This window comes from Bifidobacterium sp. LH_230, from assembly GCF_056357555.1.
Map to the genome: position 1 here is coordinate 1 of NZ_JBKEWJ010000019.1, position 25,554 is coordinate 25,554.

Here is a 25,554-nt window from a genome sequence, read left to right on the forward strand (position 1 = left end):
AAGTCAAGCACCCGGACGGATTAACACCCGAACCGTTAATCGCACCCCGACACACGAATCCGCAGTAAGCCTCACCCCAGATTTAAGACACACTTTTCTTTACTTAACCCCTCCGTGCTCAAACACCCACTTTCACATTCACGGTAGGCCAACGCCCACTTACGAAGGCCACTCATGGTAGGCAATCGCCCACTTACGAACCCACCGTCCGTAAACACCCACTTTTGCACACCCTTCGTGGTGCCCAAACGACCACTTTCACATTCGTGGTCGGCAAACACCCCTTTACGAAGACCGCTCATGGTACACAATCGCCCACTTACGAACCCACCGTCCGCAATCGCCCACTTTGCACACTCATCGCAGCGCCCAAATGCCCCCCTAACAAGACGCCGCCACTTAATTCCGTGATATTCCCGCTAGGAAACAGCCAATACCCGCCAAAACATCACGCCTGCGAGCCATCTGGCGTGACATTCCTGCTAGAAGGTGGACGCTATCCCTGCCATCACGCCAAAATAATCTCCATACTCGCCCACGCCCGCCCGCCAACACTTCCACCTCAGTCATCCACACCCCCGTACCAAAGCACAATCCACCATTTTCCAACGCCTCCGAGCCTTCGACCACATACCCTGAAAACGATGAGGAAATACGCGATACGCATGTATCGTTACTGGCACCGTTGCCGCGGCCGTGTCATGCCAACCCGGCACGACACCAACACACCAACCAACCGATAGGAGCCAGAACCCATGTCATCGTATACGAACACACCCATAGACCCTGCAGAACCAGTAGACCCCACAGAACCAGAACGCCCGCCCAATAAGCCGATGCTCACTATCGCGCAACAGATCGATCATTTCCGAGCACGTGGCATCACCTTCGATCATTGCAGCAAAAAAGAAGCCGCCCAATACCTACGCACGCACACGTACTACTACAAGATCGCCGCATACCGGTCGCTGTTCCCCAAACGCATCGGAGGCGCGCATGACGGCGAGTACGCGAATCTGGACTTCGCCTATCTGCGCGATCTTGATCGACTGGATCACCAACTGCGGCAACTGTTGCTGCCGATGACCTTGGATGTGGAGCATTACGCGAAGGTGCGACTCATGCGGTCGATCGAAGACCGGGAACCGGATGGATACGCGATCATCCAGGATTATTTCGACGCACTGACTGATTACAACCGCATGTACCGCATGCGCGAAATCGAACGACTGCGATCGGACCTGTACATGGGTGATCTGATTCGCAAGTATCCCACGGATAGGATGCCCGTATGGGTATTTTTCGAAGTGGTCTCGTTCGGAGCACTGATCGACTTCTATCTGTTCTGCGCGAACCGCTGGCATGATCGCGTCATGAAGGAGGAACACTACCTGCTACGTCAGGCGAAAGCCGTGCGGAACGCGACCGCTCACTCATCCGACATCATCAACGGGTTCGCAGACGATCGCAGTCGGATTCATACCGCCGCACTGGTCAATGAAGCTCTTACCGCTTCGGGAATTTCCCGAAATATGCGTCGAAGTAGGATGAGGAACCCCCGTATTCAGCAGATTGTGATGCTGCTGTACATATACCAGCAATTCGCCGTTCGCAGCCAACGATCTTCACAATTGGAAGACTACATACAGAAGCTGATGTCGTCTCTGGAACACATTGAATCGTGGAGCAGCAACAACGATAGCATCCGCGCATCGTCCAAGTTCTTGCGTGTTGTCCTTGACAAATGGCTCCTCAGCTGATTTACTGTTTTCCAGATAAAAAAAACTTAACGTTTTTGCAGGGCGGAGTCACGAAAGTGGTTGCGCCCAGTTTTTTTGTTCAGCCCCATGCGGCGATTGAATGAGGATTCAGCGACGGCAATCTCTGTAAATACGCAAGGAGTCCGGCATCCCGTTGAGTGGGGATGCCGGACTCCTGTGATGGTTCGGATTATGACCGAGGCGCGGCGCGACCGCAAACGCCCACTAATGAATTTTGTGGATTACCGCCACCGTGTTATAAAGAAAAAGCCGTCATGCTTCGGCATGAGGCTCCAAGCGCCGGGGGATTTCCCCCGGCATTCTTTTTCCGCAAGGGGGCGATATGACCGACATCAGCATTTTCGCGGACGAGTCAGGCACCCGCAGTGGATCGTCAGATTACTATCTCCTGACGCTGGTTTTACACGATCAAGAGAACGATATCGTTACAGGAATACAGCACTATGAACAGGCCTTGCAAGATCGAGGACTGCCCGATATCCCATTTCACGCCGGCCCACTGATGAACGGACACGACGATTACGAGTCACTACCTTTGGAAATACGCAAACAACTTTTTACGGCATTCTATACGTTCATCTGGCACCTCCCGATCTCTTACGTTACGTTCATCTACCACAAACAGGATTTGGGCGGAGTCAAAAGTCTCGAAGCCAGAATGAAGCAGGACATCGTTAATTTCCTTTTTGACAGGCTCGAGCATCTTCAGCAGTACGATCATGTCAAGATCTACTATGATGGCGGCCAACCAGTGGTGACCTATGCGTTGCACACCGCAGTGGAGTATGCCCTATCAAAGAGGGCAATACAGTATAAAGATGGTTCACCGAAGGAATATCGGCTCTCACAAGCAGCCGACTGCATTTGCGCGATAGAACTTACCGCCCGCAAATATGAGGATCATAGAACCACGACGACGGACAATAAGATGTTCGGCAGCAGCGGCACATTCAAGCGCAATTACCTGAAAAAGATTCGACGTATGCGTCTGTGATCGTCGAGATCATAAGCGAACAATGGTTTGGTGATATACGACAGGAGTCCGGCGTCCCCGTTGGGTGGGGATGCCGGACTCCTGTGATTGTTCAGATTACGACTGATGAGCGGTGACGTTACCGATCACGCGGTGCGATGACCGGTGATCGGTAACGGACCGACTGATCAGTGACGACGCAGCGCACGGCTCGTGGCGCGGGACTTCGTGTACACGAGACCAGCGGCCGCGGCGAGCAGCAGACCCGCCACCGTGAACAGCATGATGCCCGCAGCACCGGTCAGCGGCAGCTGCGACACGGACTTCACGTTGCGCACATTGAACTGGAAACCGGTCATGCCATCACGATCGACAAGGCTCCAAGCATCATCAACGCCGGTTTCATCGAACGAGATATAGCTGATGGTCTGATCACCCCAGTTCTTGGCTTCGCCGGTCTTATCAGCGTTCGGATTCGTGGTGTCGTCCTGATAATACTTCGGCGTGATCGTGAACTTGAACGTCGGCAGAATCATGTCCTGATAGCCTGCAGGAGCCTTGATTTCCTTGACCTCATATTCAACGACCTCGCCCTCGTTATTCGTGCCCTTCAGGCCGACAAAATCATTCAACTCACCCTTGTCATCGGAAGTGAACACCGTCGCCTGGGCCTCATCGTTGGTAGTACCCCACGAAACAGCCTTGACCTCATTGCCGGCTTCAGACTTGGTGACAGTCTTGGTAAGCCAAGAATCGTTCTGCTTCACCTTGAACTGAGCGCCCGCAAGCGGCACATCCTTACCGGCATCCTTCGCGTACTTCAGCAGCTTGAACCGGAAGCTGTACACGTTGACTTCGCCGCCAGGAACCTTGGTCTTGTCTTCCTTATTCTCCGGGTTGTTGGAGTACACCAGATCGACCTTGTTCGGGTTGCCGTTCATGCCAGTGGTATCAGAGATCAGCGCATCCTTGTTCAGCGTGGCCTTGAGAATGACGGTGACCACCGTGCCCTCGTCAGCCAGCGTGTTCTTGCCGACTTCATTGACATAGTTGGACAGATCGATGGTGATCTTCGTGTACGCGCCGCCCTGAGCCTCGCTCGTCTGACGGTTCGCAGCCGGATCGGTATCCTGAGACGCATATCCGCTGTCGGCACGCTCCACGGTCGCCGTGAAATCATACTTCAGATCTGCGTTGTTCAGCGGTCCACGAGTCAGCTCAGTATCACCAACCTTGACGACGATGTTACCGGCAATGTTCTCATTGAACGTCAGGCCCTTGCTCATCGTATCGATGATCTGATACGTACGGCCCGGCTTCTCGTAGCCCGTATAGTTGGGCAGCACCGACGTCAGCTGATATGTGACCGTATCGCCGATGTTGTAGTCCGGGGTCAGATTCGGGGTGGAACCGTCATCCTTAACAACCTGCTTGTGAATCGGCAGGGTCTGGTTCTTGAGATTGATTTCACCCGTAGCCAGTTCCTTGGTAATCGGATTGCCACTAGAATCAGTGCCAGTCTTAATCTTCAGCGCAGTGCCGGCTACCATACGCACGGAATTAGTCCACTTGTTCGTGCTGTCCGATGCATTGGTAGCATCCAGCACAAAGTACAGTCCCGGTTCCAAGCGTTCAACCATGAACGACGCATCCTCATTAGACGCAGGAACTTCAACTGTGCTGGCGGGGTCACCCAACTTGGAAACATCCAACGACTCAGCCAGCTCACGAGTCAACCCAGTCCACGGAGAAGTCGTGCTCACATCGATACGGCCATTAGACGATTTATCCACCTTCGGATCAGTACCGTCACCGGTCAGATCGGCCTGAGCTGCCCACGCCAGCGGATCATCAGAACGATACGTCTTCGGGGTTGTCTTGTTGCCGTCACTGTCGGTGTTCCACTCAGTGGCATACTGGTCAGCAGCAACATTATTCTTCGTAGCCTCAGCCATAGCCAGCTGAACTGCTTCATATGCGTCTGTCCACTGACGTGGGTCCTCATTCCAGCCGACCGTTTGTACACCGATCGAACCGGAATCAGTGTACTTAACATAATCAGCCAGCTTGTAAAGCTTGAACGTACGGCCCGCTAATTGTTCAGCCGATGTCGCATTGATCGTCAACGTTGTACCGGTAACTGGCAGAGTCTCCGTCGCGGTCTCATCCGCGTTGGCGGTGGTGGCGCCGAGGGCGAGGCCGCCGAGGAGAGTGGCCGCGGCGGCGAGGCCGGCGAATAGTTTCCTCATTCGCATGAGAAACCTTCTTTCTTGTTCCTTCTTGTTTCCTTATGTGTTTTCTGCAATCGCGGAGAACGGGCGGCCGATTGGCCGGCTCCGCGATCCGCAAATCTTTGGTTGTTGAGGTGGTCGGGTGTGACGCTCCCTCAGTCACGACTTCGCCGTGACAGCTCGTCCTGCAATTAAGGACGGACTGCGTCCGCCGTTGATCGGCTCGTCTGTCGACTCGCACATTGCCTACAAACAGCTTCTGCTGTTTGCTTAACGGCAATGTCCCAGCCGAGGGAGCCGAGGCGGCTTGCGCCGCTTCTTCATAGCGGGACGACTCACTAAGGGACGGCGCCCGGGTCGTGGCAGTGACGCGTGATCATACGATCACCGCCTTGCGCTTGAGCCACTCGTTCGTCAACGCCAGCGCCGCGATCGCCACCACAGCGATCCCGCCGCCAACCAGCATCCAATCGCGAGCCGCCCAGTTCCCCGGTCCTCCCGTAAGCGGCAATGCCGCGACCGCGCGCACATTCTGGATCGCATTCGTCCCGTTTGCGGCATCGTGCTTCACCGGCAGCGACGCACCAGTCGGCGCATCAATCTGCACAGCAGCGGATGGATGCTCGTGGCCGATTGCGAACGTGTACGTGTTCTTCGACAGCATGAACCCGCTCGGCGCCTTGGTTTCGGTCAGTTCGTAGTAGTACGTCGTCTTCGCATCCGGCGCGGGCGTCAATCCGACGACTTTGAACTTGCCTTCCGCCGGGTCGGCGTCCTTGTCATACGTGCCGGATTTGTCACTTTCGCCTTTGCAGTACGAGCCGTTGTTATCCGAGCAGTCCGTCACAGTAACGGTCTTGAACGAATCTGCGACTTGCGTAAGCTCGCCTTGCGCATTCTTCGTATATGGGCCGACGATCGACCATTCTGAATCAGCCAGCAGTTCGCCGGAATCGGCTGCGATCTTCGACCACGACACCGTCGGGCGCTGGTTCACAATGTTGTTCGAGCTGACTGGAGTCGTACCGTCAGATTCGTAGACCTGTACCTTTTCCGGGGTGCCGGTCGACGAAGTGGACTTCACCGTGAACAGGTAATACTTGCTGCTCACAGGCTGCCAGTATCCATTCGGGGCAGTGAGTTCCTGCAGCTTGTATATGCCCGGCTTATCGACAGTGATGTTGAACAGGCCGGCTTTATCGGTACCGTCCTTGTCTGCAAAGACCTTGTCTTTGTTCTTGGTCTCGCACTTGTCCACATCCGTGGCATTTTCATCGTTCTTGCAGTCCTCGATGTCATGCGACTGCCCATTAATATTGCTGCCGTCAGCATCCTTGATCTGCGTCACGCGCCACTTGGAACCATAGACGGTGTCGGTCGTGTTCGCATCGATCTTGCCCCACGAGACGCCTTGCAGCACCTTGTTCGTGATGTCCTTGTCGATGCTGGTCGCATTGCCGCTACCGTTATCCCATTGGGCTTGCGCATTATTGACCGTGAACGAATAGGTCTTCGAGGAACCATCGGCGTTGGCTTCCGGGGTATATCCGGTCGGAGCCTTGGTCTCGATCACCGTATACGTTCCATTGGCGATGTTATTGATGTCGAAGCCACCGCCGTCGGGGTTGTTGTCAAAACCGACGTACGAGTAGTCATCACTGGCATCAGCATCATTACCAATATTGTCCTTGATGATGGCGGTACGCGTCACCGTTACCGTGGTCTGACCGTTTTCTGTCTTCTTGGTCTCCTCTTGTTTCCAGCATGTGCCCTGGTTCCATGCCGCCGTACCGGCATCGGTCAGCTTACCATCGGTGCCAAGTTCACACAGCGTCGGATAGAAGTCCTCCTCGAACGGACCTCCAGCTTTGGCCTCCGCCTCCGCTTTCGCATTGACGGCATCGGCATTCGTGGCCGTACCGGTCGAGGACACCTGCCATTCGGAGCCGGCAAGCTGCTGACGCTTGGTAGCATCGGTATTGTCATCAGTCTTGCTCCACGAAGCCGTCCACGGCGTGGAGAATAGCACATTGCCGTTAGTGCCAAACGCACCGCCAGATAAGCGTGCCTTATTACCAGTGAATCTGACTGCTGCGTTGTTCCAAGCACCATCCTTATGAGCCTGTATTTCCTCGTTACTCTTACCAAGCACAGTAGTTTTCAAGCCAATACCGGTCACATAGAAATTACCAGCCACATATTCCGCATTGACAGCATTACTCTTGTCTTTCGGATAGCTAAGCTGTAACGTGTACGCATGATCGGACTTTGCAAAGTCAACGTTCTTCCCGCTAACGTCACTCAAAGCTCCGTTTTTCTCTACAGCCGTAATCGCTTCAGACGTGTTTGGCCAACCATGCTGCCAATTGTCGCCGAAGCCACTGGCCTTCTGGACAGGCTCACCATCCCAGCTCCATGAAACAACGCTCGACGTACGGTCAGTGAACCACGTATCCATCAGCTGGAAAGAGTTCTTTTTGACCGGCTTTGCATCTGTACTCTTCGCATACGGGTTCATGATCGCGAAATCATCACCAGCACGATTTGACAAAGTCTTACCGGCATAAGCGCCTTTATAATTCTCCCTCACCACTGTAAGGCTGTTATCGGTGTTCGGGTCAAGACTTGTGTCAGTCTTATTGTCATACAGCGCTATGTTGCCACCCTTGCTCGTAACACCAGTGCCGGAGGGACACAACCAGAATCCGCCGCCAAAGTGGCCGGCCTCATTTCCGGTTGCCGCTGCCTTCGCGACATAAGTAGTGGAGCCTTCCTCCGTGTACACTGCACCACCGAGATAACCGGAGGAGTTATCTGTAAACTCACCGCCCATGATGTATGCAGTGGATCCACCGTCCTGCACAAAAATGGCACCACCGGCACCGCCGGCTGGGGTCTGCAATACTGTATTGCCCTTATCATCCTTCGTACGATACTGATCGTTGAGCAACACACCAGCCCAGTTCTTTGTGAACGAAGGACGATTGCCCCTAACATCATTCTTCACCCATAATGTACCGTTCGCATACACGGCACCACCGCCACTCATGAATTGCCAGTCTTGCGTACGGTTGCCCGAGAACGTGACTTTACCTTCAATAGTCAGAGTACCTGAATTCGATCGGATCGCACCGCCCCCTGCGCGCTGATGTTTATAGCAATTGTTTTGCGTCTGCTCGGTCGAGCAATCGATATAACTAATTGATCCATCGTCATTCAGCGAGCCATACGCCTGACGGTTACCCGTGAACGTACCACCGGTGATATTTGTGACACTCGCGTTTAAAATCGCACCACCACCGTATCCCAATGCAACATTATCTTGGAATAGTCCCCCAGTCACGGTAAGGCGGCTGCCACTGTTATAGATTGCACCGCCACCTTTGCCCATCTCATTGTCTCCAGCGGAGACATTGTTCGAAAATGTTCCCCCGTAGACAGTCACTTCTCCAAAGGAGAAAATCACACCACCCGATTGCGCAGCAGTATTTCCAGTAAACGAACCATCATTAACCGTTAACGAGCCACCACTAACTCGGAATACCCCGCCGCCCTTCGTAGCATCTGGGCCTTGGACCGAAGCGTTCTGCTTAAACTGTCCTCCATTAACAATCGTTTTAGTGCCATTGTTCTGATACATGACACCGCCATTCCCAGCGATGTTACTCGAGAAAATACCACCGTTAATGGTAACGGTACTGCTGTAAGCATTAACGATGGCACCAGAACCATTGTCCGGCAATTTGAAGTCCTTGAAAGTCAAGCTACCGTCAATGGTGAGTGAACCAGCAGTCATTCCTATAACATGCATATTTTGTTGGCTGCTCTGCACAGTGCAACCGTCAGTGGCAGATCCACATCCTTGGAATGTGCCATCACCAGTCAAGGTCAATGCTCCAGATCCGCTGACCGAGAACAGAGTTTTTGCGAAATCCGCCGTCTGGCCTTGCACCACAGTGCCCTTGGCGATCTCAATGGCGACGGAACGTGTGACCGAAATAGTAGATGTTGCGCTTACAGTCGCATCAGCGGACAGCACGATGACATCGTCCGTCGTATTTTGCACTGCATCAGCCAGAGCATCCCACGTTGAAACAGCGGCCGCATCCGCGGCAGGAGTCACGGCGTTGCCGGTGTCTGCGGCGGAGTTACCATCATCGGACGGCGTTGTGGCGGAGGAATCGGGTTGCGTGGTCGATCCGGCGTTGGAGCTGGATGACTGGTCAGTCGCGTTCCCAGTTGCGACGTTACCGTTATCGGCATCCGACTGGTTTTCGGTGGTTTCCGACTGCTGGGCGTCGACCTGCTGATCCGTTTGCTGGGTCTGGGTCGTGGCCGCAACACTACCCCCCGTTGTTGGGGTGGTGGGTTCTTCGGCTATGGAGACGCTGGTGAATGCGCAGGTCATCGCGATGGCCAATAGGGCCGATATGGCCGCACAGGCATGCTTGCGCATCTTCTCAGGCATTTCACCACTCCTCATCATCAAACATCAGGCCACGTCTCGTGTGGTGACCATCCTCCTACGTTGTGGGATGATAGACCCCCGATGTGATCTTTTCACCCCCATTATAAGGGGGTGATTAACGGTAATCTGATCATTTGCGATTTTTTCAGTGACTTGAATCACATATGATAAATGTTGACATTTTGTCAACATACCTTGTATTTTCGTTGGAAATATAGCGATACAACCGGGTTAACGCAACACAGATAACGTTTGCAGATACAGCGCAAATCCACCATTTCTGAAACGAATCAGCCGACGATGATCAATGATCACTTCTTATCAATCAACAACGATCACGCTGTGAGCGATAACACACCTAACCTTCCGTAACCCACCCGCCAACGCGAACATCAGCGTCACCCATACCATGTCTGCCGATCGAGCGCCGCACCAAACGAAACACCACCAATGAGCCCCGACCGTCAACACAGTGCCTCGCCGGACTTAATGCGGTGGGTTTTGACGCTCCCCCAGCCGGCTTTGCCGACAGCGTCCCGCAATTGCGGACGACCTACGGCCGCGCCTTGTCGGCTCGCTGTCGCTCGCACCTCGCCTACAAACGCCGCCGGCGTTTGCTTCACGGCTCGGCCCTCAGCCGAGGGAGCCAAGAATAAAGACGCGTCAGTTTAGGTTCAATAAGTAGCAGTCGTCCCTAACGCCGAACTGCGGCACCGCCTAATGCCAGATCTTGCTCTCCGGTAAGTCAAGAATGTCCGAAATCTTGACTTACCGGAGAGCAAGATTCATGCCAGACAACTGCGGACAATACAGCGGCCTCTCCTTCGCTCCCATTTTTGATATTTTTGATATTTTTGATATTTTTGATTTCAATATCACCGATGACGGGAGAACACCATATGCGAGCTACGATGAACCCTTTCAAGCCAACCGCCGGAGGAGAACCGCCGTTGCTCATCGGACGAAACAAAGTCATACGCGACTTCGAAAAAGGACTCGACAACGGCGTCGGCGCACCCGGGCGTATCATGCTCATCACCGGAGCGCGAGGCACCGGCAAAACCGTCATGCTCACCGTATTTGGAGACAAAGCTCGTGCGCGCAAATGGGATGTCATCGAAGAAACCGCTTCGGACGGCCTGTGTGAACGTCTCGTCAGTGAACTGCGCAACCGCGACAGCATCATCGACCGGTTCACCATCAAACCATCCGTCAGTATCGCCGGGACCAGCCTTAGTCTCGGGGAAGCCGAACTCTCCCCCAAACGTATGCCGGAAACGTTACGCAAGGCAATGACCGAACGCATCACAGCGCTCGACAAACATCATGCGGGACTGCTGATCTCCATCGACGAAACCCAGGCCGCGTCGCGGTCCGATCTCGTCGCCATCGCAACGGCCATTCAGCACCAGATTCGCGAGCGCCGCAACATCGCCATCGTGTTCGCCGGTCTGCCACAAATGGTATCAGACCTGTTCAACGACGAGGTCATAACGTTCCTGCGCCGAGCGAAAACGAACATACTATCCGACGTCCCGATCGACGAAGTCCAGTCGGCATTCGCCGCAACGTTCCGAGACTCCGGCATGACCATCGACGACGACCAACTGCAGAGGGCCGCCCAGACAACGGTTGGATATCCGTACATGATCCAGCTCGTCGGATACCACATCTGGGACGCCGCTGATTCGCGAGATTCGGACACCGTTTCGGACGACGACATCACGAACGGCATTCGCGAGGCCCGCATCGATCTCGACAATGCGGTCTGCATTCCTGAACTGCACGGACTGTCGAAGCACGATCGTGAATACCTCGCGGCGATGGCACGGTTCGACGGACCTGCGGCCACCAACGAGGTGGCCGAGCTCATGGGCAAAAGCGCCAATTATGCGGCGACATATCGCAAGCGGCTGATTGACGCGTACGTCATACGGGAAACTGAACGTGGCGAGGTCGATTTTGCGGTGCCGTTCCTGCGTGAGTATTTAAGACGGCGGGGCGGCAACGAACGCCGTGCGTGACTATCGTTTATGTCTCACGCCTCGCGGCGGCCGGCGAGGGCGCGGCCGAGGGTGATTTCGTCCGCATACTCGAGGTCGGAGCCGACCGGCAGGCCGCTGGCGAGCTTGGTGACCTTGATACCGAGGGGGCTGAGCAAGCGGCTCATGTACGTGGTGGTCGCCTCGCCTTCGATGTTCGGGTCGAGCGCAAGTATGATTTCGGTGACCTCGCTGGTCTTAAGCCGGTCGAGCAGCTTGGGGATGTTCAGATCGGCCGGTCCGACGTTCGCCATCGGGTTGATCGCGCCGCCGAGCACGTGGTACAGGCCGCGGTATTCGCGCGTGCGTTCGATGCTCATCACGTCCTTCGGCTCCTCGACCACGCAGATCACACTGTGGTCGCGGCGCGGGTCGACGCACACCGGGCACGGGCTCGTCTCGCACACGTTGCCGCACACGTCGCAGAAGCGCACCTTCTCCTTGACCTCGGTGATCGCGTCGATGAGCTGCTGTGCCTCCTCGTCGGACGCGGACAGCATGTAGAACGCGATGCGCTGCGCGCCCTTCGGCCCGATGCCGGGCAGGTGCGCGAACGCGTCGATCAGGCGCTGGATCGCGCCGTCATATGCGAGTGCCATGTGGGTGCCGCCTTTCTTCCCGGTTCGTTACGGATGAACGTATGCGGCTTCATTATGCCGCATCGGCGCATACAACGCCGCATAATCACACCGGACGCACCGTCAACGAAAATCCAGGATCGGCATCCTCGACTCCACTTGCCGACGCAAGATCACAGACGTCCCGTAGACAGAACATCGCATAAAGCGGCATATATGTCGTCGCCCCTTCCCGCATGACATTGGATCGAGACAACACCACGCCTTGCGCTATACGGTATTCGGGATTGGACAGCACTGCATCGATGGCGGCATGCGCGCGATACGTACGGCCTGATTTGATCTCAAACGGCATTACGGAATCGGCATTCGTATCGGCGATGAAATCGACCTCACCGCGCTTCTTCGCCATGTAATAATACAAAGGCACGTTTTGCGCAGTGAGTTCCTGAGCGATGACATTCTCGTATATCGCACCCAGATTCGGAGACGGATCATCAAGATATGCAGCCCTAGCGGTCGGCTGCGGATATCGTGCCATGAGCATACCGGCATCGGATTGGTACAGTTTGAATTTCGGTGATTGCGCGGTCCGCTTCAACGGCGACTTCGGTTCGGTGACACAGTCGGTTTTCAATGCAACGCCGGCGTCCACAAGCCAGAGAAAGTCCTTCTGGTTACGTTCATATCGGGCGGTCGGACCGATAGAAGACACCGCGAATCTACCGTTGCCGTCGACGAGCTGAGCGGGAAGCCGATCAAAGATCTCCTGCACCTGCAATGCTCGATTACCTGCATATTGCGAGATATCGTGGCGATACTGTCGATTGAGTTCGATCTGCGCCGCACGCACAGCCGCCAGATCACCCTTGCTATCAAGAAACCGTTGGACGACTTCCGGCATCCCTCCGACCACCACATAAGTACGGAAATTCGTCATCATCGCTTCATGAACATACGGATCGATCGGCATACCCGATCGGCAAGATTCTCGAATGCCGTCAAGTGTCGATTTCTGCACGCCAATCGCCCAGCAAAACTCCTCAAAATCCATCGGTCGCATGGTTTTTTCAACGACTGAGCCAACCGGATAGGATCGGACACCCTTGAATTCAGTGCCGAGCATAGATCCCGAGAAGATGTAGTCGAACCGCCCATCGGCAACAAGAAACTTGATCATAGTCATGATGTCCGGGGCTTCCTGAACTTCATCGATGAAGATCAACGTGTTGCCAGGCGCAAGCGGCGACGGCGAAAACAGCGTCAGACGACTGATGAATTCCTGCACATCGCCCGCCGATGCCAGAGCGCGCGCGGCTTGTTTGTTGTCATACAAATTGATTTCGAGGTACTGACGGTACTCGCGTTTGGCAAACTCACGCACGGCATAGCTTTTGCCGATCTGGCGAGCCCCGGTCAGCAAAAGTGTCTTACCTGAGTCCTCCCGTTTCCAACTCAAGAGTTCATTCGAAATTTTGCGCTCCAGCATAGCCATCCTTACCGCATATGTTATGAGAGTTACATTTTACAGTATGGATGCACAAAAATACATAGTTGAAATTTCGATTTTTGCACAAAAATAACAAACTCATAGAGTCGTCTCTGCGCAAAATTACTGAAACGCAGGTTTTAGAACGATGCATCGCGAACGGGTGTAGGTCCGCGGAGCGTTCAGGGTGCCGATGCGATGCGCTCTATTGTCATAGGGAAAATAGGGCGCATCGCATCGATCGCACAACTCAATGCACGACCCGGCTACTCCTCGTGCTTGGCGTTGCGGGCGATGTTGCGGGGGTTCTGCGGGTCGTCGGACTTGAATTCCTCGGTTTTTTTGACCTCGAAGAACCTGTGCAACTCGTCCATGCTCATCGCGTCGGCGGTGCCGAGCGACTTGTCGTCCATCGAGTATTCGTCCTCGTCCGGGTCGACCTGGGGGGCTGCCGGTTGGAACTGCGCGGGCTGCTGCGGATACTGCCGGGCGGCCGGCGCGGCTGATGCGGCGAACGGTTGGTTCGGGAACGATGACTGGACCGGCTGGAACGATGACTGCGGCTGGGCCGCGGGGGCCGACGATGCGGGGGCCGGCTGGAACGACGACGCGGGGGCCGGATTGGACCATGGGTCATCGTCGTCGGGCGGGGCGACGTCGGGCAGTGGGATCGACTGATCCCACGGGTCGGCCGGGGCCGGCTGGGCGATTGCCGGTCCGGCGGGCGCCGGTTGGACGGCTGGCGCGGATGGCATGGGCTGGTTCCACGGGTCGACGGCGAACGCCTGAGCTGCACCGGCTGATTGAGGTTGCGGGGTGTACGCTCCCCCAGTCAGCCTACGGCTGCCAGCCCCCTCAGCCGAGGGGGCCGAGGCTCCACCAGTAGATTGAGGTTGAGGGGTGTACCCTCCCCCAGTCACGCTTCGCGCGACAGCGTCCTGCAACTGCGGACGGCCTGCGGCCGCGCTCTGCTGGCTCGCTGCCGCTCGCACCTCGCCTGGAAACGCCTCCGGCGTTTCCTTAACGGCTCGGCCCTCAACCGAGGGAGCCAAGGCTCCGCCAGACTCAGAGAGGGATGCACCTTCTTGGCCCCCTCGGCTGGGCTGAGCCGTTAAGGAAACGCCGGAGGCGTTTCTAGGCGAAGGCTCGACGACAGTCGAAAACCCGTTATCCTCTCGGCCCCCTCGGTTGAGGGGGCTGTCAGCCGTAGGCTGACTGGGGGAGGGTACACCCGACGACGCCTCTATAGCGGAAGCCTCCGGTGCTACAGGCTGTGCGGGCACGGCCCACGGGTCGGTGTCATCAGTCAGGTCGGGAACCGCAACATGCTTCTTGTGCGGCTCGGCCTGCGGGTGATGTGCAGCGGACCCATCGTGCAGCGGCCGCACGGTACCGTCCGGCTGCGCCCACGGATCGGCATCATCGGTCGACGTACCAGCCGCATCACCAGACTGCACCGCCCACGGATCGGCACCTTGCGTATCGCCAGACTGGGCAGCATCGTGCGCAGCCATCCACGGATCGTTCGCCGGATTCGACTGTCCGACAGTCGACGCTGTACCCGCCGGAGTCGCCCACGGATCGGCTTCATCGGTCGACTCACCGACGTTCGACTCACCGGCAGCACCGTCAGACGATACGTTCCACGGATCGTCGTTTGCCGCGGGCGCAGCGGAATCGCTTGCGGACTCGGACGAACCGGCTCGATGAGCCTCGTCGTCGTCCGTCTTCGCGGACTCGCCGGCCGTACCGGAATCGTTGTGTTCGCGGTCGCCGGATTCGGTTGCGGCCGCCGCGGACTCGGACGCGGTTTTGGCGACGGCCGCCTGCAGACTCTCCTGCAGCAGCTGCGCTTTGATCTTCTGCTGCTGGTCCTGCGGCAGCTTGCTGAACGGCGGCGCGACGCTGCCATCGGCCATTTTGTTGGTCGGGGCGATGGTCACGTTCTCGCCGAAGGTCTTGTGGACCTCGTTGCGCAGGATGGCGACCACGTTCGTGGTGCCGTCGACCGATTCCTCGGCCACGGCCAGCGCGAAGGCGTATTTGCTCAGCGGCTTGTCGAATTTGAGCCACAGACGCTGATGACCGGGGTGCGACTGGTCGGCGGCAAGCAGGACCTTGGGGATTCTGGTGCGGCCGACGTAATGCTGCACATCCTTGGGGAGGGATGCGACGAGCGCGTCCCACTTCTGGTCGGGGGTGCGGGTGTCGGGGGCGGCGGGTTCTTGAGGTGCTGAGGAGTCCTGAGGTTGCGGGGTGGACGCTCCCCCAGTCACGCTTCGCGCGACAGCCCCCTCAGCCGAGGGGGCCGAGGAAGTTCTGAAGCTGACGGAGCCTTGGCCCCCTCGGCTGGGCTGAGCCGTTAAGGAAACGCCGGAGGCGTTTCTAGGCGAAGGCTCGACGACAGTCGAGCCAACAGAACGCAGGCGCAGCCTGTCCTCAATTGCGGTCGGGCTGTCAGCCGTAGGCTGACTGGGGGAGGGTACATCCGACGACGCCGCAGAGTCAGGTTGCTCTTTGCCGGGAGACATATTGCGAGCTGCGCCAGCAAACCCGGAGTGTTGCTGGTTGCGGGCGGCACCCGCGAAACCGGTCTGTGGCTGGTTACGGGCAGCACCGGCGAAGCCGGTGGACGCTCCCCCAGTCGCGCTTCGTGCGACAGCGTCCTGCAACTGCGGACGGCCTACGGCCGCGATCTGCTGGCTCGCTGTCGCTCGCACCTCGCCTACAAACGCCGCCGGCGTTTGCTTCACGGCTCGGCCCTCAGCCGAGGGGGCCGAGGCTCCGCCAGCTTCAGGATCGGCAGCAGCACCGCCCATCAGCGCGCCCTCGCGCCCCGCGAGCAGTCGCGCGGCAAGCAATTCCAGTCGCATGCGCGGCGAAATCGCGCCGGTCATCGAACCCAGCGTCGTGTTGATCGTATCGGCCATCACCGTCAGCGCACCCAATCCGAGCGCACCGGCCTGCCGCTGCAAGTCGGCCATGTTCTCGCCCTCGGCGGTGTCCGACATCACCGTTTCCGCACGTTCGCCGGCCAACAGCAGCACCAGCAGATCACGCACGCGGGCCAGCAGGTCCTCCACGAACCGCCGCGGATCGAATCCGCCGACCACGACCTTCTGAATCACGCCATACAGCGCCTCGCCGTCGCGGTCGATCACCGCGTCCACAGCCTCGCCGATCAGCGCCTCTGGGGTGAAGCCGAGCAGCGCCACCGCGGAATCGTGCGAAATCACGCCGTCCACGGAACCGACCATCAGCTGATCGAGCACCGAAAGCGTGTCGCGCACCGAACCGCCGCCCGCGCGCATCGCGAGCTTCAATACGCCAGCTTCCGGCTTGATATGCTCCTTCTCGCAGATCGTCTCCAAATACGGTCCCATGATCTCCTGCGGGACCAGGCGGAACGGGTAGTGGTGGGTGCGCGAACGGATCGTGCCGATCACCTTGTCCGGCTCGGTCGTCGCGAAGATGAACATGACGTGTTCCGGCGGCTCCTCCACGATCTTGAGCAGCGCGTTGAAGCCCTGCTGCGTAACCATGTGCGCCTCGTCGAGGATGAAGATCTTGTACCGGTCACGGGCGGGCGCGAAGCCGGCGCGTTCGCGCAGTTCGCGGGCGTCGTCCACGCCGTTGTGGCTGGCCGCGTCGATCTCGACCACGTCGATCGAGCCGGGGCCGCCGGTGGCGAGGTCGCGGCACGAATCGCACTCGCCGCACGGGTGCGAGGTCGGGCCTTTCGCGCAGTTGATGCACCGGGCGAGGATGCGCGCGGAACTGGTCTTGCCGCAGCCGCGCGGGCCGGAGAACAGGTAGGCATGGGTGAGCTTGCCCGCGTCGAGCGCGCGCATCAGCGGGATCGTGACCTGATCCTGCCCGATGACCCCGTCGAAAGTGTCCGGTCGATAACGTCGATACAGTGCAAGTGCCATGCCCACCAACCTACCGCAAGCCGGGTATCCGACCCGCGCGGCCGGCCGGCGACGGCGCGATGGCGCACCGTCCGCCACCGCCCCGGTCTACTCCTGGTCGTCCTGCACGTAGATGGCCTGGGTGATCCGCTCGCGCAGCTCCGTGAACTCGGGCATCGCGCGCACCTTGTCCATGTTGTCGGGGTCGTCCGGATCGCGCGGCAGGGTGATCGGGATGTCCATCTTCACGGTTCCCGGGTGCGCGCTCATCACGATCACGCGCGTGGCAAGGAAGATCGCCTCGTCCACACTGTGCGTGATGAAGAACACGGTGCTGTGCTTCTCGCGCCAGATGCGCAGCAGCTCGTTCTGCAGCTTCTCGCGGGTGAGCGCGTCCAGCGCGCCGTACGGCTCGTCCATCAGGATCAGGTCCGGCTCGGTGGCGAGCACGCGCGCGATCTGCGCACGCTGCTGCATGCCGCCGGACAGTTCGTACGGTCGACGGTCCGCCGCCGACGTCAGTCCGACCAGATCAAGGAAATGATCGGCCTTCTCCTTGCGCTCCCCCGCCGGCACCCCTTGCATCTTCATACCGAACTCGACGTTCTTGCGCACGGTGAGCCACGGGTACAGCGGCGGCTTCTGGAACACGACGCCGCGCTTCGGACTCGGCCCGTTGATCGCCACGCCGCCCGACACGAGCGCGCCGTCGGTCGGCTTCTCGAATCCGGCGAGCATGTTGAGCAGCGTCGTCTTGCCGCAGCCGGACCGGCCGACCACGCAGATGAAGTCGTGCTTGTTGATGGTCAGGTTGATGTCGTGCAGCGCGGTGACCTCGTCGCCCTGCTGGGTCACGAATCGCTTGTTCACGCCGCGGATGTCGACCGCGATGCCGCGTTCGTCCATCGACTTCTTTTCGGTCAGCTCGCCCCAGGTGAGTCCGTTGTTGTCAGCCATGATCGGTCCTTTCGTATTGCGGTTGCATGTCACCTGCATGCGTGCCGGAGTTATTCCTTCGCCACCGCGTCGATCGCGTCGGTGTAGAGCACGCTCGAGTAGTCGCCACTCACCTTGTCGAGGCTGCCCTGCGTTTTGAGGAATTCGGCGGTGGCTTTGAAGATGCCGGGCAGCTGGCCGTGGAAGATGTCGCTCTGGTCCTTGGCTTGCGGGTAGGTGTAGCCGGCGAACTGCTGTTTGACGTCGTCGACCGAGTTGCCGAGGATCGTGGAGATCGATTCGGCGGAGGATGCCTCGTCGCTGGAGATCAGTCCGGCGGCGTAGTTCTCGACTGCGGTCCACGTTTCCATCACGTCCGGGTTGGCCTTGACGAACGCGTCGGTCGCCAGTTCCATGTCGTAGGTCGCGGAGCCGGTTTTCGCGGTTGCCGCGCTCGACGTGACGATCGTGCCGCCGTCGGCCTTGAGCGTGCTCAGGACCGGGTCCCACACCCATGCCGCGTCGATTTCGCCGCGCGTCCATGCGGCCGACATCTTGTCCGGGTCGAGGTTGATCAGGTGCACACTCGTCTCGTTCATACCGGCGTTGTGCAGTGCGGACAGCAGCGAGAAGTGCGAGGTCGAGCCGAACGGCACGGCGATGTTCTTGCCGGCGAGGTCCTTGATGGACTTGTAGTCGCCGCCGCGTGCGACGAGCGATTCCGCGTCGCCGATGATGTCGTGAATCCAGATGACTTTGATCGGCAGGTTGAGTGGGGCGGATGCGGCGCGCACGGCCGGCGACGATCCGGCCAGGCCGATGTCAAGCGAGTTCGAGCCGAACGCCTGGATGACGTCGCCGCCGGAGTTGAACTGGCTCCACTGGATCGTCGCGTTCGGCAGACAGGCTTCGAGCAGGCCCTTGTCCTTGACGATGAGGTCGGCGTTCGGGATGGCTTGCCATGCGATGCGCACGGTGCCGGTGAACTGCTCGTTCTTGGCCGAGTCGACCGGGCATTCGGTGACTGCGGCGCCGGACGTGTTGCCGACGAGTTCGTCGGCGGTCGGCATTTTCGCGCAGGCCGTGACGCCGGTCAGCATCGCGCCGGCGAGCAGCGCGGCGGCGGTGCGGCGGATGACGGTTGCGTTGCGAAGCTTTGCTGTGGTGGTGATGCTGACATCGTTTGCGACGCTGGTTGCAGCATCGTTGATGACTGGCTGACTGCTGGTGCATACGCGCGTATTCATCGTGGGTTCCTCTCTACGTTCGCTCAGGTTACGATCGCTTGGACTGGCCGGATTATTCCTTGCCGACCCACGGCGTCACCAGATGCGTGATGCCGAGGATGAGCCAGTCGAGCAGCAGCGCGGCGATGCCGATCACGAAGATGCAGGCGATGGTCAGCGGCGTGTTCAGTTCGGTGCCGGACAGGTACGCGAGCGCGCCGATGCCGGGGATGCCGTTGTTGAGTTCGGCCGCGACGACGGTGGTCCAGGCGAAGCCGACCGCGAGTCGGATGCCGTTCATGATGGACGGCAACGCGCTCGGGAACACGACGAACAGGAACGCTTTCGGCCGCGAGGCGCCAAGCGATAGCGCCGAGTTGACGCGGTCGCGGTTCACGCCGTTGATGCCGTCCACCGTGGCGAGCACGATCGGCGGGAACGCGGCGAGGAACAGCAGCCAGATTTTCGTGGTGTCGCCGATGCCGAACCAGACGATGAGCAGACCAATGTAGCCGAGCGGCGGCAGCGCGCGAATGAAGTTGATGTACGGCAGGACGATGCGGTTGAGCCAGCCGATTTCGGCGAGCAGGAAGCCGACGAGCACGCCGACGACGATGCCGAGTAGCATGCCGATGCCGATGCGTTCGAGGCTGACGACCAGGTGCTGCCACAGGAAGTACTGCTGTTCGCCGCATACGATGCGCGACGATCCGGCGGATGCCGGACGGCAGCTGTTCGCTTCGATGAACGCGTTCCACACGGCTTGCGGACTGGGCAGGTACAGCGAATTGATAAGGTTCGCGGAGGTCGCCGCCCACCATACTGCGATGAGCAGCACGAGCGAGATGATCGGCTGGATTTTCTTCGACTGCATCCATGCCGGCATCGGCTTGCGTTTGGCGGTTTTCTCGCCTTCCACGATCGCGGTGCCGGCGATTGCGGTACCGGCCACAACCGGCGTATCCGGCGTTGCCGCCGTGCCGTCCGGCGCGGCCAACGTTGTCTCATCGCTCATGATCGTTCCTCTCTACATTCGCGTTGCCTTAGGTTTACGACCGGCAACCGCCCGTTCGATTACGTAATGCGCCCCGAATCGCAAACATCCCGTTTCCGTTGCGTTACGTAGGTTTTGGCTCGTGGTTTTGTCGTTGCGATCGGGATCGTCCGCACTACGTGCGGCCGATGCCGTGATGTTGGCGGCTTGCGCCGCGGGTACCCCACCCGTCAGCTTCGCTGCCACCCTCCCCTGAGAGGGGAGGGAAAACGCAGATCACGTCGCGCGGGCACCCCACCCGCCCGGCCTGCGCCGGGCACCCTCCCCTGAGAGGGGAGGGAAAACCAAAACGTCTTCAGGGGGAACTCGTTCGTGTCTGTCGGCTTCAGCTTTCCTTCCCCTTTCAGGGGAGAGTGTCTCCTCGAGGGAACGGCCCGACCAAATTCCCTCCCCTCTCAGGGGAGGGTGTCAGGCATGCCGAGCCACATGCGTTCATCGTCGTCTATCCCTCCCCTCTCAGGGGAGGGTGGCAGCGAAGCTGACGGGTGGGGTACCCGGCGTCGGCCGCTGCCGACGCCATCAACACGGCATCGCGCGAAAGCGCGATTCCTCATCCACACCTCACACGCGAAGAACCAACTTCTCCGCCCGGCCGAAACGACGCAACCAGCAGCATCACTGCGTCACGGCGAGGTGTTCGTACATGTCGCGCAGCATGTCGTCGGTGATCTCGACCGGATTGTTGTACAGGTTCGGGTGCCGGCTGATGCGCACCAGATCGTCGATCTGCGATGCGGTCAGCCGCAGGTCCTTGAGTCCCGTACGCAACCCGACCTTGACTTTCAGATCGTGGATCGCGTCGGCCATCGCGTCGACGTCGGCGAATCCGATCGCCCGCGCGAACTTCTGCACGCGACCGTGCTGCGCGTCCTTGTTCACTCGCGCGAACCAGTCCAGCGTCAATCCGCAAGCCTCGCCGTGCGCAATCCCGTGGATGTTGGTCAGCGGGAACGAGCAGGCGTGCGATGACGTGGTCTTCGGCAGCGTGAACGCAAGTCCCGCGATCACCGACGCCTCGCACATCTTCTGCCGCGCTTCGGCGTTGGTCGGATCGGTCACGGCGATCGGTAGGTACTTGAAGACGAGCGGCGCGGCGTGGATCGCGCACGCGTCGCAGATCGGCTGGTGCCCCTTACTCCAGTAACCTTCGATCGCCTGGCTGAGCACGTCCATGCCGCAGGATGCGGTGACGTGCGGCGGCACCGAGTACGTCAGTTCGGGGTCGATGATCGCGACGGACGGGAAGAATCCGTCGGAGACGATCGGTGCCTTCTTGCCGAGCGCGCGGTTGGTGAGCACGGAGACGCAGGTGACTTCGCTGCCGGTGCCGGCGGTGGTCGGCACGGCGATCAGCGGCAGATGGTCAAGTGGCATGGCCTTGCCGGTGCCGTGATAGTCGGCGATCGAATCGTTCGTCAACGCGATGCTGGCCGCGGCTTTCGCGAGGTCCATCGCACTGCCGCCTCCCATCGCGACGACGAACTTGAGGTGCTTCTCGCGGATGATCGCGGCGGCCGCATCGACTTCAGTCACGTCCGGATTCGGGGAGAATGCGGAGAAGACTTCGGCGAGCGCACCGTCGGATTCGTTGACGAGCCGGGCGGCCGTGCCGTCGTGCACGAAGTGGTCGGAGGTGACGAGCAGGCCGCCTTCGGTCAGGCCCAGGTCTGCGGCGACATCCTTGATTTCGCGCACGCGGCCGTTGCCGAACCGGATCGCGACCGGCTGCTCATAATCCCACAGCATGATGTGTTTCCTTTCTTCCATCCTCTGCGCCCCCTATCAGGGGGAGCTGTCAGCCTTGGCTGACTGAGGGGTTCGAACGTAGCGGCATTGACCCCCTCAGTCTGCTTCGCAGCCAGCTCCCCCTGTCAGGGGCGCAGGTGCACAGGCGACACCAAGGCCGTCGTCGTTCAGTCGCAGAAGTTCTCGTCCACCCAGGTGAGCACCTCGTCGACCTTCGGCAGTTCGGCCTTCAGCTCCTCGGCGGTGATCGTCAGCGGCGGGCAGATGTTCACGTTCGTCTCACGCCCGAACGTGAGGAATCCCTTGTCCTTCAACGCTCCCATGATCTTGCCCATCACCGGGTTCGCGGTGTGGTACGGGCTCATCAGCTCACGCGTCTCCTTGTTCTTGACGATCGTCATCGCGGCGAACAGGCCGATGCAGCGGGACTCGCCCACGCACTTGTGCTTGGCCTCCATCTCCTCAAGGAACGGCTTCAAAATGCCTTCCATCTCCATCACATGCCCGGCGATGTCGTGCTCGACGTAGTAGTTCACGGCGGCGACGCCCGCGGCACAGGCCAGCGTGTGGCCGGAGTAGGTCAGGCCGCACTGCAGCACGTGATCGGTGAAGTAGTCGGAGACCTTCTTCGAGACGACCACGCCGCCGAGCGGCACGTAACCGCAGGTGACGCCCTTCGCGAACGTGAAGATGTCGGGCTTGATGTCGAAGTTCTGCCACGCGAACATCTTGCCGGTGCGGCACCAGCCGGCCATGACCTCGTCGCAGATCATGAGGATGCCGTACTTGTCGCACAGCGCGCGCACGCCTTCCATGTAGCCGTCCGGCGGCAGGATCACGCCGTTCGCGCCGACGATCGACTCCATGAGGATCGCGGCCACGTTGTCCGGGTTCTCGTAGATGAGCTGGTCCTCGAGGCGCTTCAAGTACAGCGCGGTGACCTTGGCGTCGTCCTTGCCGCGTTCGAAGCCGTCCTCGTACATGTTCGGGTTCATGAAGTGCACGAAGCTCGGGGCCGCGCCGCCCGCCTCGGATGCGAAGCGACGCCAGTCGCCGGACGCGAACGAGGCGCCGAGGGTGGAGCCGTGGTAGGAGCGGTAGCAGCTGAAGATCTTCTCGCGGCCGGTCACCATGCGGGCCATCTTGATCGCGTTTTCGTTGGAGTCGGCGCCGCCGTTGGTGAAGAACACGCGCTGGTAGAAGTCCGCGCCGGCGAGGTCGACGATCATCTTGGCGAGCTTCGACTTCGGTTCGGACGCGTAGGCGGGGGCCATGAAGCACATCTTGTCGGCCTGTTCCTTGATCGCGTCCACGATTTCGGGCAGTTCGTGGCCGAGGTTGGAGCACACGAGCAGCGACGACATGTCGGCGTACTTGTTGCCGTCGTAGTCGTACACGTAGATGCCCTTGGCGGACTTGACCGGCATGACCGGCTCGCCCTGCTTGTGCCACGACTGCATCACGTATTCGCGGTGCAGTTCGGCCACTTCGTCGCCGGTCAGTTCCTTGGTCGCCAGTGATTCGCTCATCGTCTCATCCTTTCGGTTGCGGCCGTGGCTCGTGCGGGTACGTTCGGTGCGTTCGCGGCCGGTTGGTGATGCCGGATGGATGAGACGGAAACGTGCATTGTATGTGCACGATACACAATCGAAACATATCGCCGTGAGGTTACACGGTGATTGTCGCGACGGTCATCCGTTCGGCGACTGTCCGAAATCCTTGTGGATTCCGTGATTGCTTTGCAGTCTACGAGCGAATGAGCTGTCGATCTATATCGCGCAACCTAAACCTGATTGTGCTCCAGCACAATCGACGGTCAGCGTCGGCCAGTGTCGGTCAGCGACGGCCATATCAGCAGTCGAGGATCTCGCGCACCTGCAATCCGACCGACAGGAACTCGCGCGTGCGGAAATCGGACAGGTTCACGCCGAGGATGTCCTCGATCTTGTTGAGCTGGTAACTCACCGTGTTGCGGTGCACGAACAGCCGTTCCGCCGTCTCCTTGACCGATCCGGAGAACTGGAAGTACGTGCGCAGCGTCGCGGTCAGTTCGGTGCCGTTGACGCGGTCGTATTCGACGAGCGGGCCGATGCTGTCGCGATAGTAGTCGTCGAGGATGTCGCGGTCGGCGATGGCAAGCAGCAGTTTGTCGACGCCGGAATTGTCGTACAGCGCGACCTCGCCGGCATGGTTGCGCAAGTGTTGCAAACGTTCGAGTTTGAGGGCCTGATGATAACTTTTGCCGATACATCGCGCGGATTTCGTCACCTTGCCGACGCCGATGTACGTGCGGTCCAACGTCGCCCCGTGACGGCGGATGCCCGCGATCATCTCGCGCACCATCATCTCGACCTGTTCGGCCGTGTATCGGGCGAAGACCAGCACCAGCCGATCCTCGATATTCACGACGGCCACACGCCACTGGTTGCGGGTGACCAGCGATTCGATCTCGCGCGAGTACTGCGCGATGCGGTCGACGTCATGCCGTCTGCCGGTCGATTCGCCGGACGGTCCGGACACGCCGTCCCGCTGCCCGCCGGACTGGCTGCCGTCCCGCCCGACGGCCGTTCCCCCATCAGGCTCGGCGCATGCGCTGAACACGGTCACGCAGTAGTTCCAGTCCTTGCCGAAACCGGACTGTTCGAGGTATTCGAGATACATTTCCTCGCGGTCGGGATGGAAGATCGCGTTTTCGAGCGCGGCGGCCAGTTCCACGCTGTGCTTCTCGCTCATGGTGATCGCGAGGCTGAAACTGTGCATGATCTGCGCCATGTGCACGCTCCACGGCACTTTGAACAGCGGAAAGTCATGCTCGTCGCAGAACCGGATCGCATCCGGACTGATCTGGTGGATGAACGGACCGATGTTCACCACCGCGGCCGACGCACCGGAATCATACGCGCTTTTCAGCAGTCCGGTCAGATCCTCCTGCGTCTCCAAGCCGATGCCGGTCGTGAACGTGACCTCTTGACCTTCGAGGAAGCCCGCGATCTCCTCGTTCTCGACCATATGCACCCAACGCACCGGCCGTTCGAGCCCGTTGCGCCCGGCCACAAGCATCATGCTCTTGTCGTCGGCCTGCTCCACCAGTTCCTTCAACCGAACCGTCATCGGACATC

13 protein-coding genes and 1 pseudogene are annotated in these 25,554 nt (G+C 59.2%); 3 read left to right on the forward strand and 11 right to left on the reverse strand.

From position 1 onward, the window contains the following. The first annotated feature begins 755 nt into the window (after window positions 1–755). Window positions 756–1,760 (forward strand): Abi family protein, encoded by a 1,005-nt coding sequence (locus tag AC1A0G_RS09235; protein WP_476529149.1) that lies wholly within the window; start codon window positions 756–758, stop codon window positions 1,758–1,760. Between the two features lie 343 nt (window positions 1,761–2,103). Further along, window positions 2,104–2,775: a DUF3800 domain-containing protein gene (locus tag AC1A0G_RS09240; RefSeq protein WP_476529151.1), complete on the forward strand. Its 672-nt coding sequence runs from the start codon at window positions 2,104–2,106 to the stop codon at window positions 2,773–2,775. Window positions 2,776–2,942: 167 nt separating this feature from the next. Here the strand turns inward: AC1A0G_RS09240 and AC1A0G_RS09245 are convergent, their stop codons facing one another. Both AC1A0G_RS09245 and AC1A0G_RS09250 read right to left on the reverse strand, forming a co-directional pair. Beyond that, window positions 2,943–5,003, reverse strand: a complete 2,061-nt coding sequence (locus tag AC1A0G_RS09245; protein WP_476529152.1) for an isopeptide-forming domain-containing fimbrial protein — start codon at window positions 5,001–5,003, stop codon at window positions 2,943–2,945. A 358-nt stretch (window positions 5,004–5,361) separates the two neighbouring features. Beyond that, the gene (locus tag AC1A0G_RS09250) at window positions 5,362–9,453 is read right to left on the reverse strand and encodes a SpaA isopeptide-forming pilin-related protein (protein WP_476529154.1); all 4,092 of its coding nucleotides are present in this window, start codon (window positions 9,451–9,453) and stop codon (window positions 5,362–5,364) included. 899 nt (window positions 9,454–10,352) lie between these two features. Here AC1A0G_RS09250 and AC1A0G_RS09255 point away from each other — a divergent pair. Further along, window positions 10,353–11,477: an ATP-binding protein gene (locus AC1A0G_RS09255; RefSeq protein WP_476529156.1), complete on the forward strand. Its 1,125-nt coding sequence runs from the start codon at window positions 10,353–10,355 to the stop codon at window positions 11,475–11,477. 14 nt (window positions 11,478–11,491) lie between these two features. On the opposite strand, the gene recR is transcribed toward AC1A0G_RS09255, so the two are convergent. From recR to AC1A0G_RS09300, 9 genes and pseudogenes are all read right to left on the reverse strand, one after another. Continuing rightward, window positions 11,492–12,094, reverse strand: a complete 603-nt coding sequence (gene recR / locus AC1A0G_RS09260; protein WP_476529158.1) for a recombination mediator RecR — start codon at window positions 12,092–12,094, stop codon at window positions 11,492–11,494. 85 nt (window positions 12,095–12,179) lie between these two features. After that, complete coding sequence (locus AC1A0G_RS09265) at window positions 12,180–13,562, reverse strand: ATP-binding protein (RefSeq protein WP_476529159.1); 1,383 nt, start codon at window positions 13,560–13,562, stop codon at window positions 12,180–12,182. Window positions 13,563–15,937: 2,375 nt separating this feature from the next. Further along, window positions 15,938–17,494: pseudogene (dnaX, locus tag AC1A0G_RS09270) on the reverse strand (DNA polymerase III subunit gamma/tau); the annotation flags it as partial. Between the two features lie 87 nt (window positions 17,495–17,581). Further along, the gene (locus AC1A0G_RS09275; RefSeq protein WP_476529161.1) at window positions 17,582–18,430 is read right to left on the reverse strand and encodes an ABC transporter ATP-binding protein; all 849 of its coding nucleotides are present in this window, start codon (window positions 18,428–18,430) and stop codon (window positions 17,582–17,584) included. Window positions 18,431–18,480: 50 nt separating this feature from the next. Beyond that, the gene (locus AC1A0G_RS09280) at window positions 18,481–19,656 is read right to left on the reverse strand and encodes a taurine ABC transporter substrate-binding protein (protein WP_476529163.1); all 1,176 of its coding nucleotides are present in this window, start codon (window positions 19,654–19,656) and stop codon (window positions 18,481–18,483) included. Between the two features lie 52 nt (window positions 19,657–19,708). Next, complete coding sequence (locus AC1A0G_RS09285) at window positions 19,709–20,650, reverse strand: ABC transporter permease (RefSeq protein WP_476529165.1); 942 nt, start codon at window positions 20,648–20,650, stop codon at window positions 19,709–19,711. Between the two features lie 654 nt (window positions 20,651–21,304). After that, window positions 21,305–22,435 carry an iron-containing alcohol dehydrogenase family protein gene (locus AC1A0G_RS09290; protein WP_476529167.1) on the reverse strand — a complete coding sequence of 377 codons (1,131 nt, stop codon included), beginning with the start codon at window positions 22,433–22,435 and terminating at the stop codon, window positions 21,305–21,307. A 167-nt stretch (window positions 22,436–22,602) separates the two neighbouring features. Beyond that, on the reverse strand, window positions 22,603–23,964 hold the full coding sequence (locus AC1A0G_RS09295) for an aminotransferase class III-fold pyridoxal phosphate-dependent enzyme (RefSeq protein WP_476529168.1): 1,362 nt from the start codon (window positions 23,962–23,964) through the stop codon (window positions 22,603–22,605). 322 nt (window positions 23,965–24,286) lie between these two features. Beyond that, window positions 24,287–25,546: a PucR family transcriptional regulator gene (locus tag AC1A0G_RS09300; protein WP_476529170.1), complete on the reverse strand. Its 1,260-nt coding sequence runs from the start codon at window positions 25,544–25,546 to the stop codon at window positions 24,287–24,289. Window positions 25,547–25,554 lie beyond the last annotated feature (8 nt).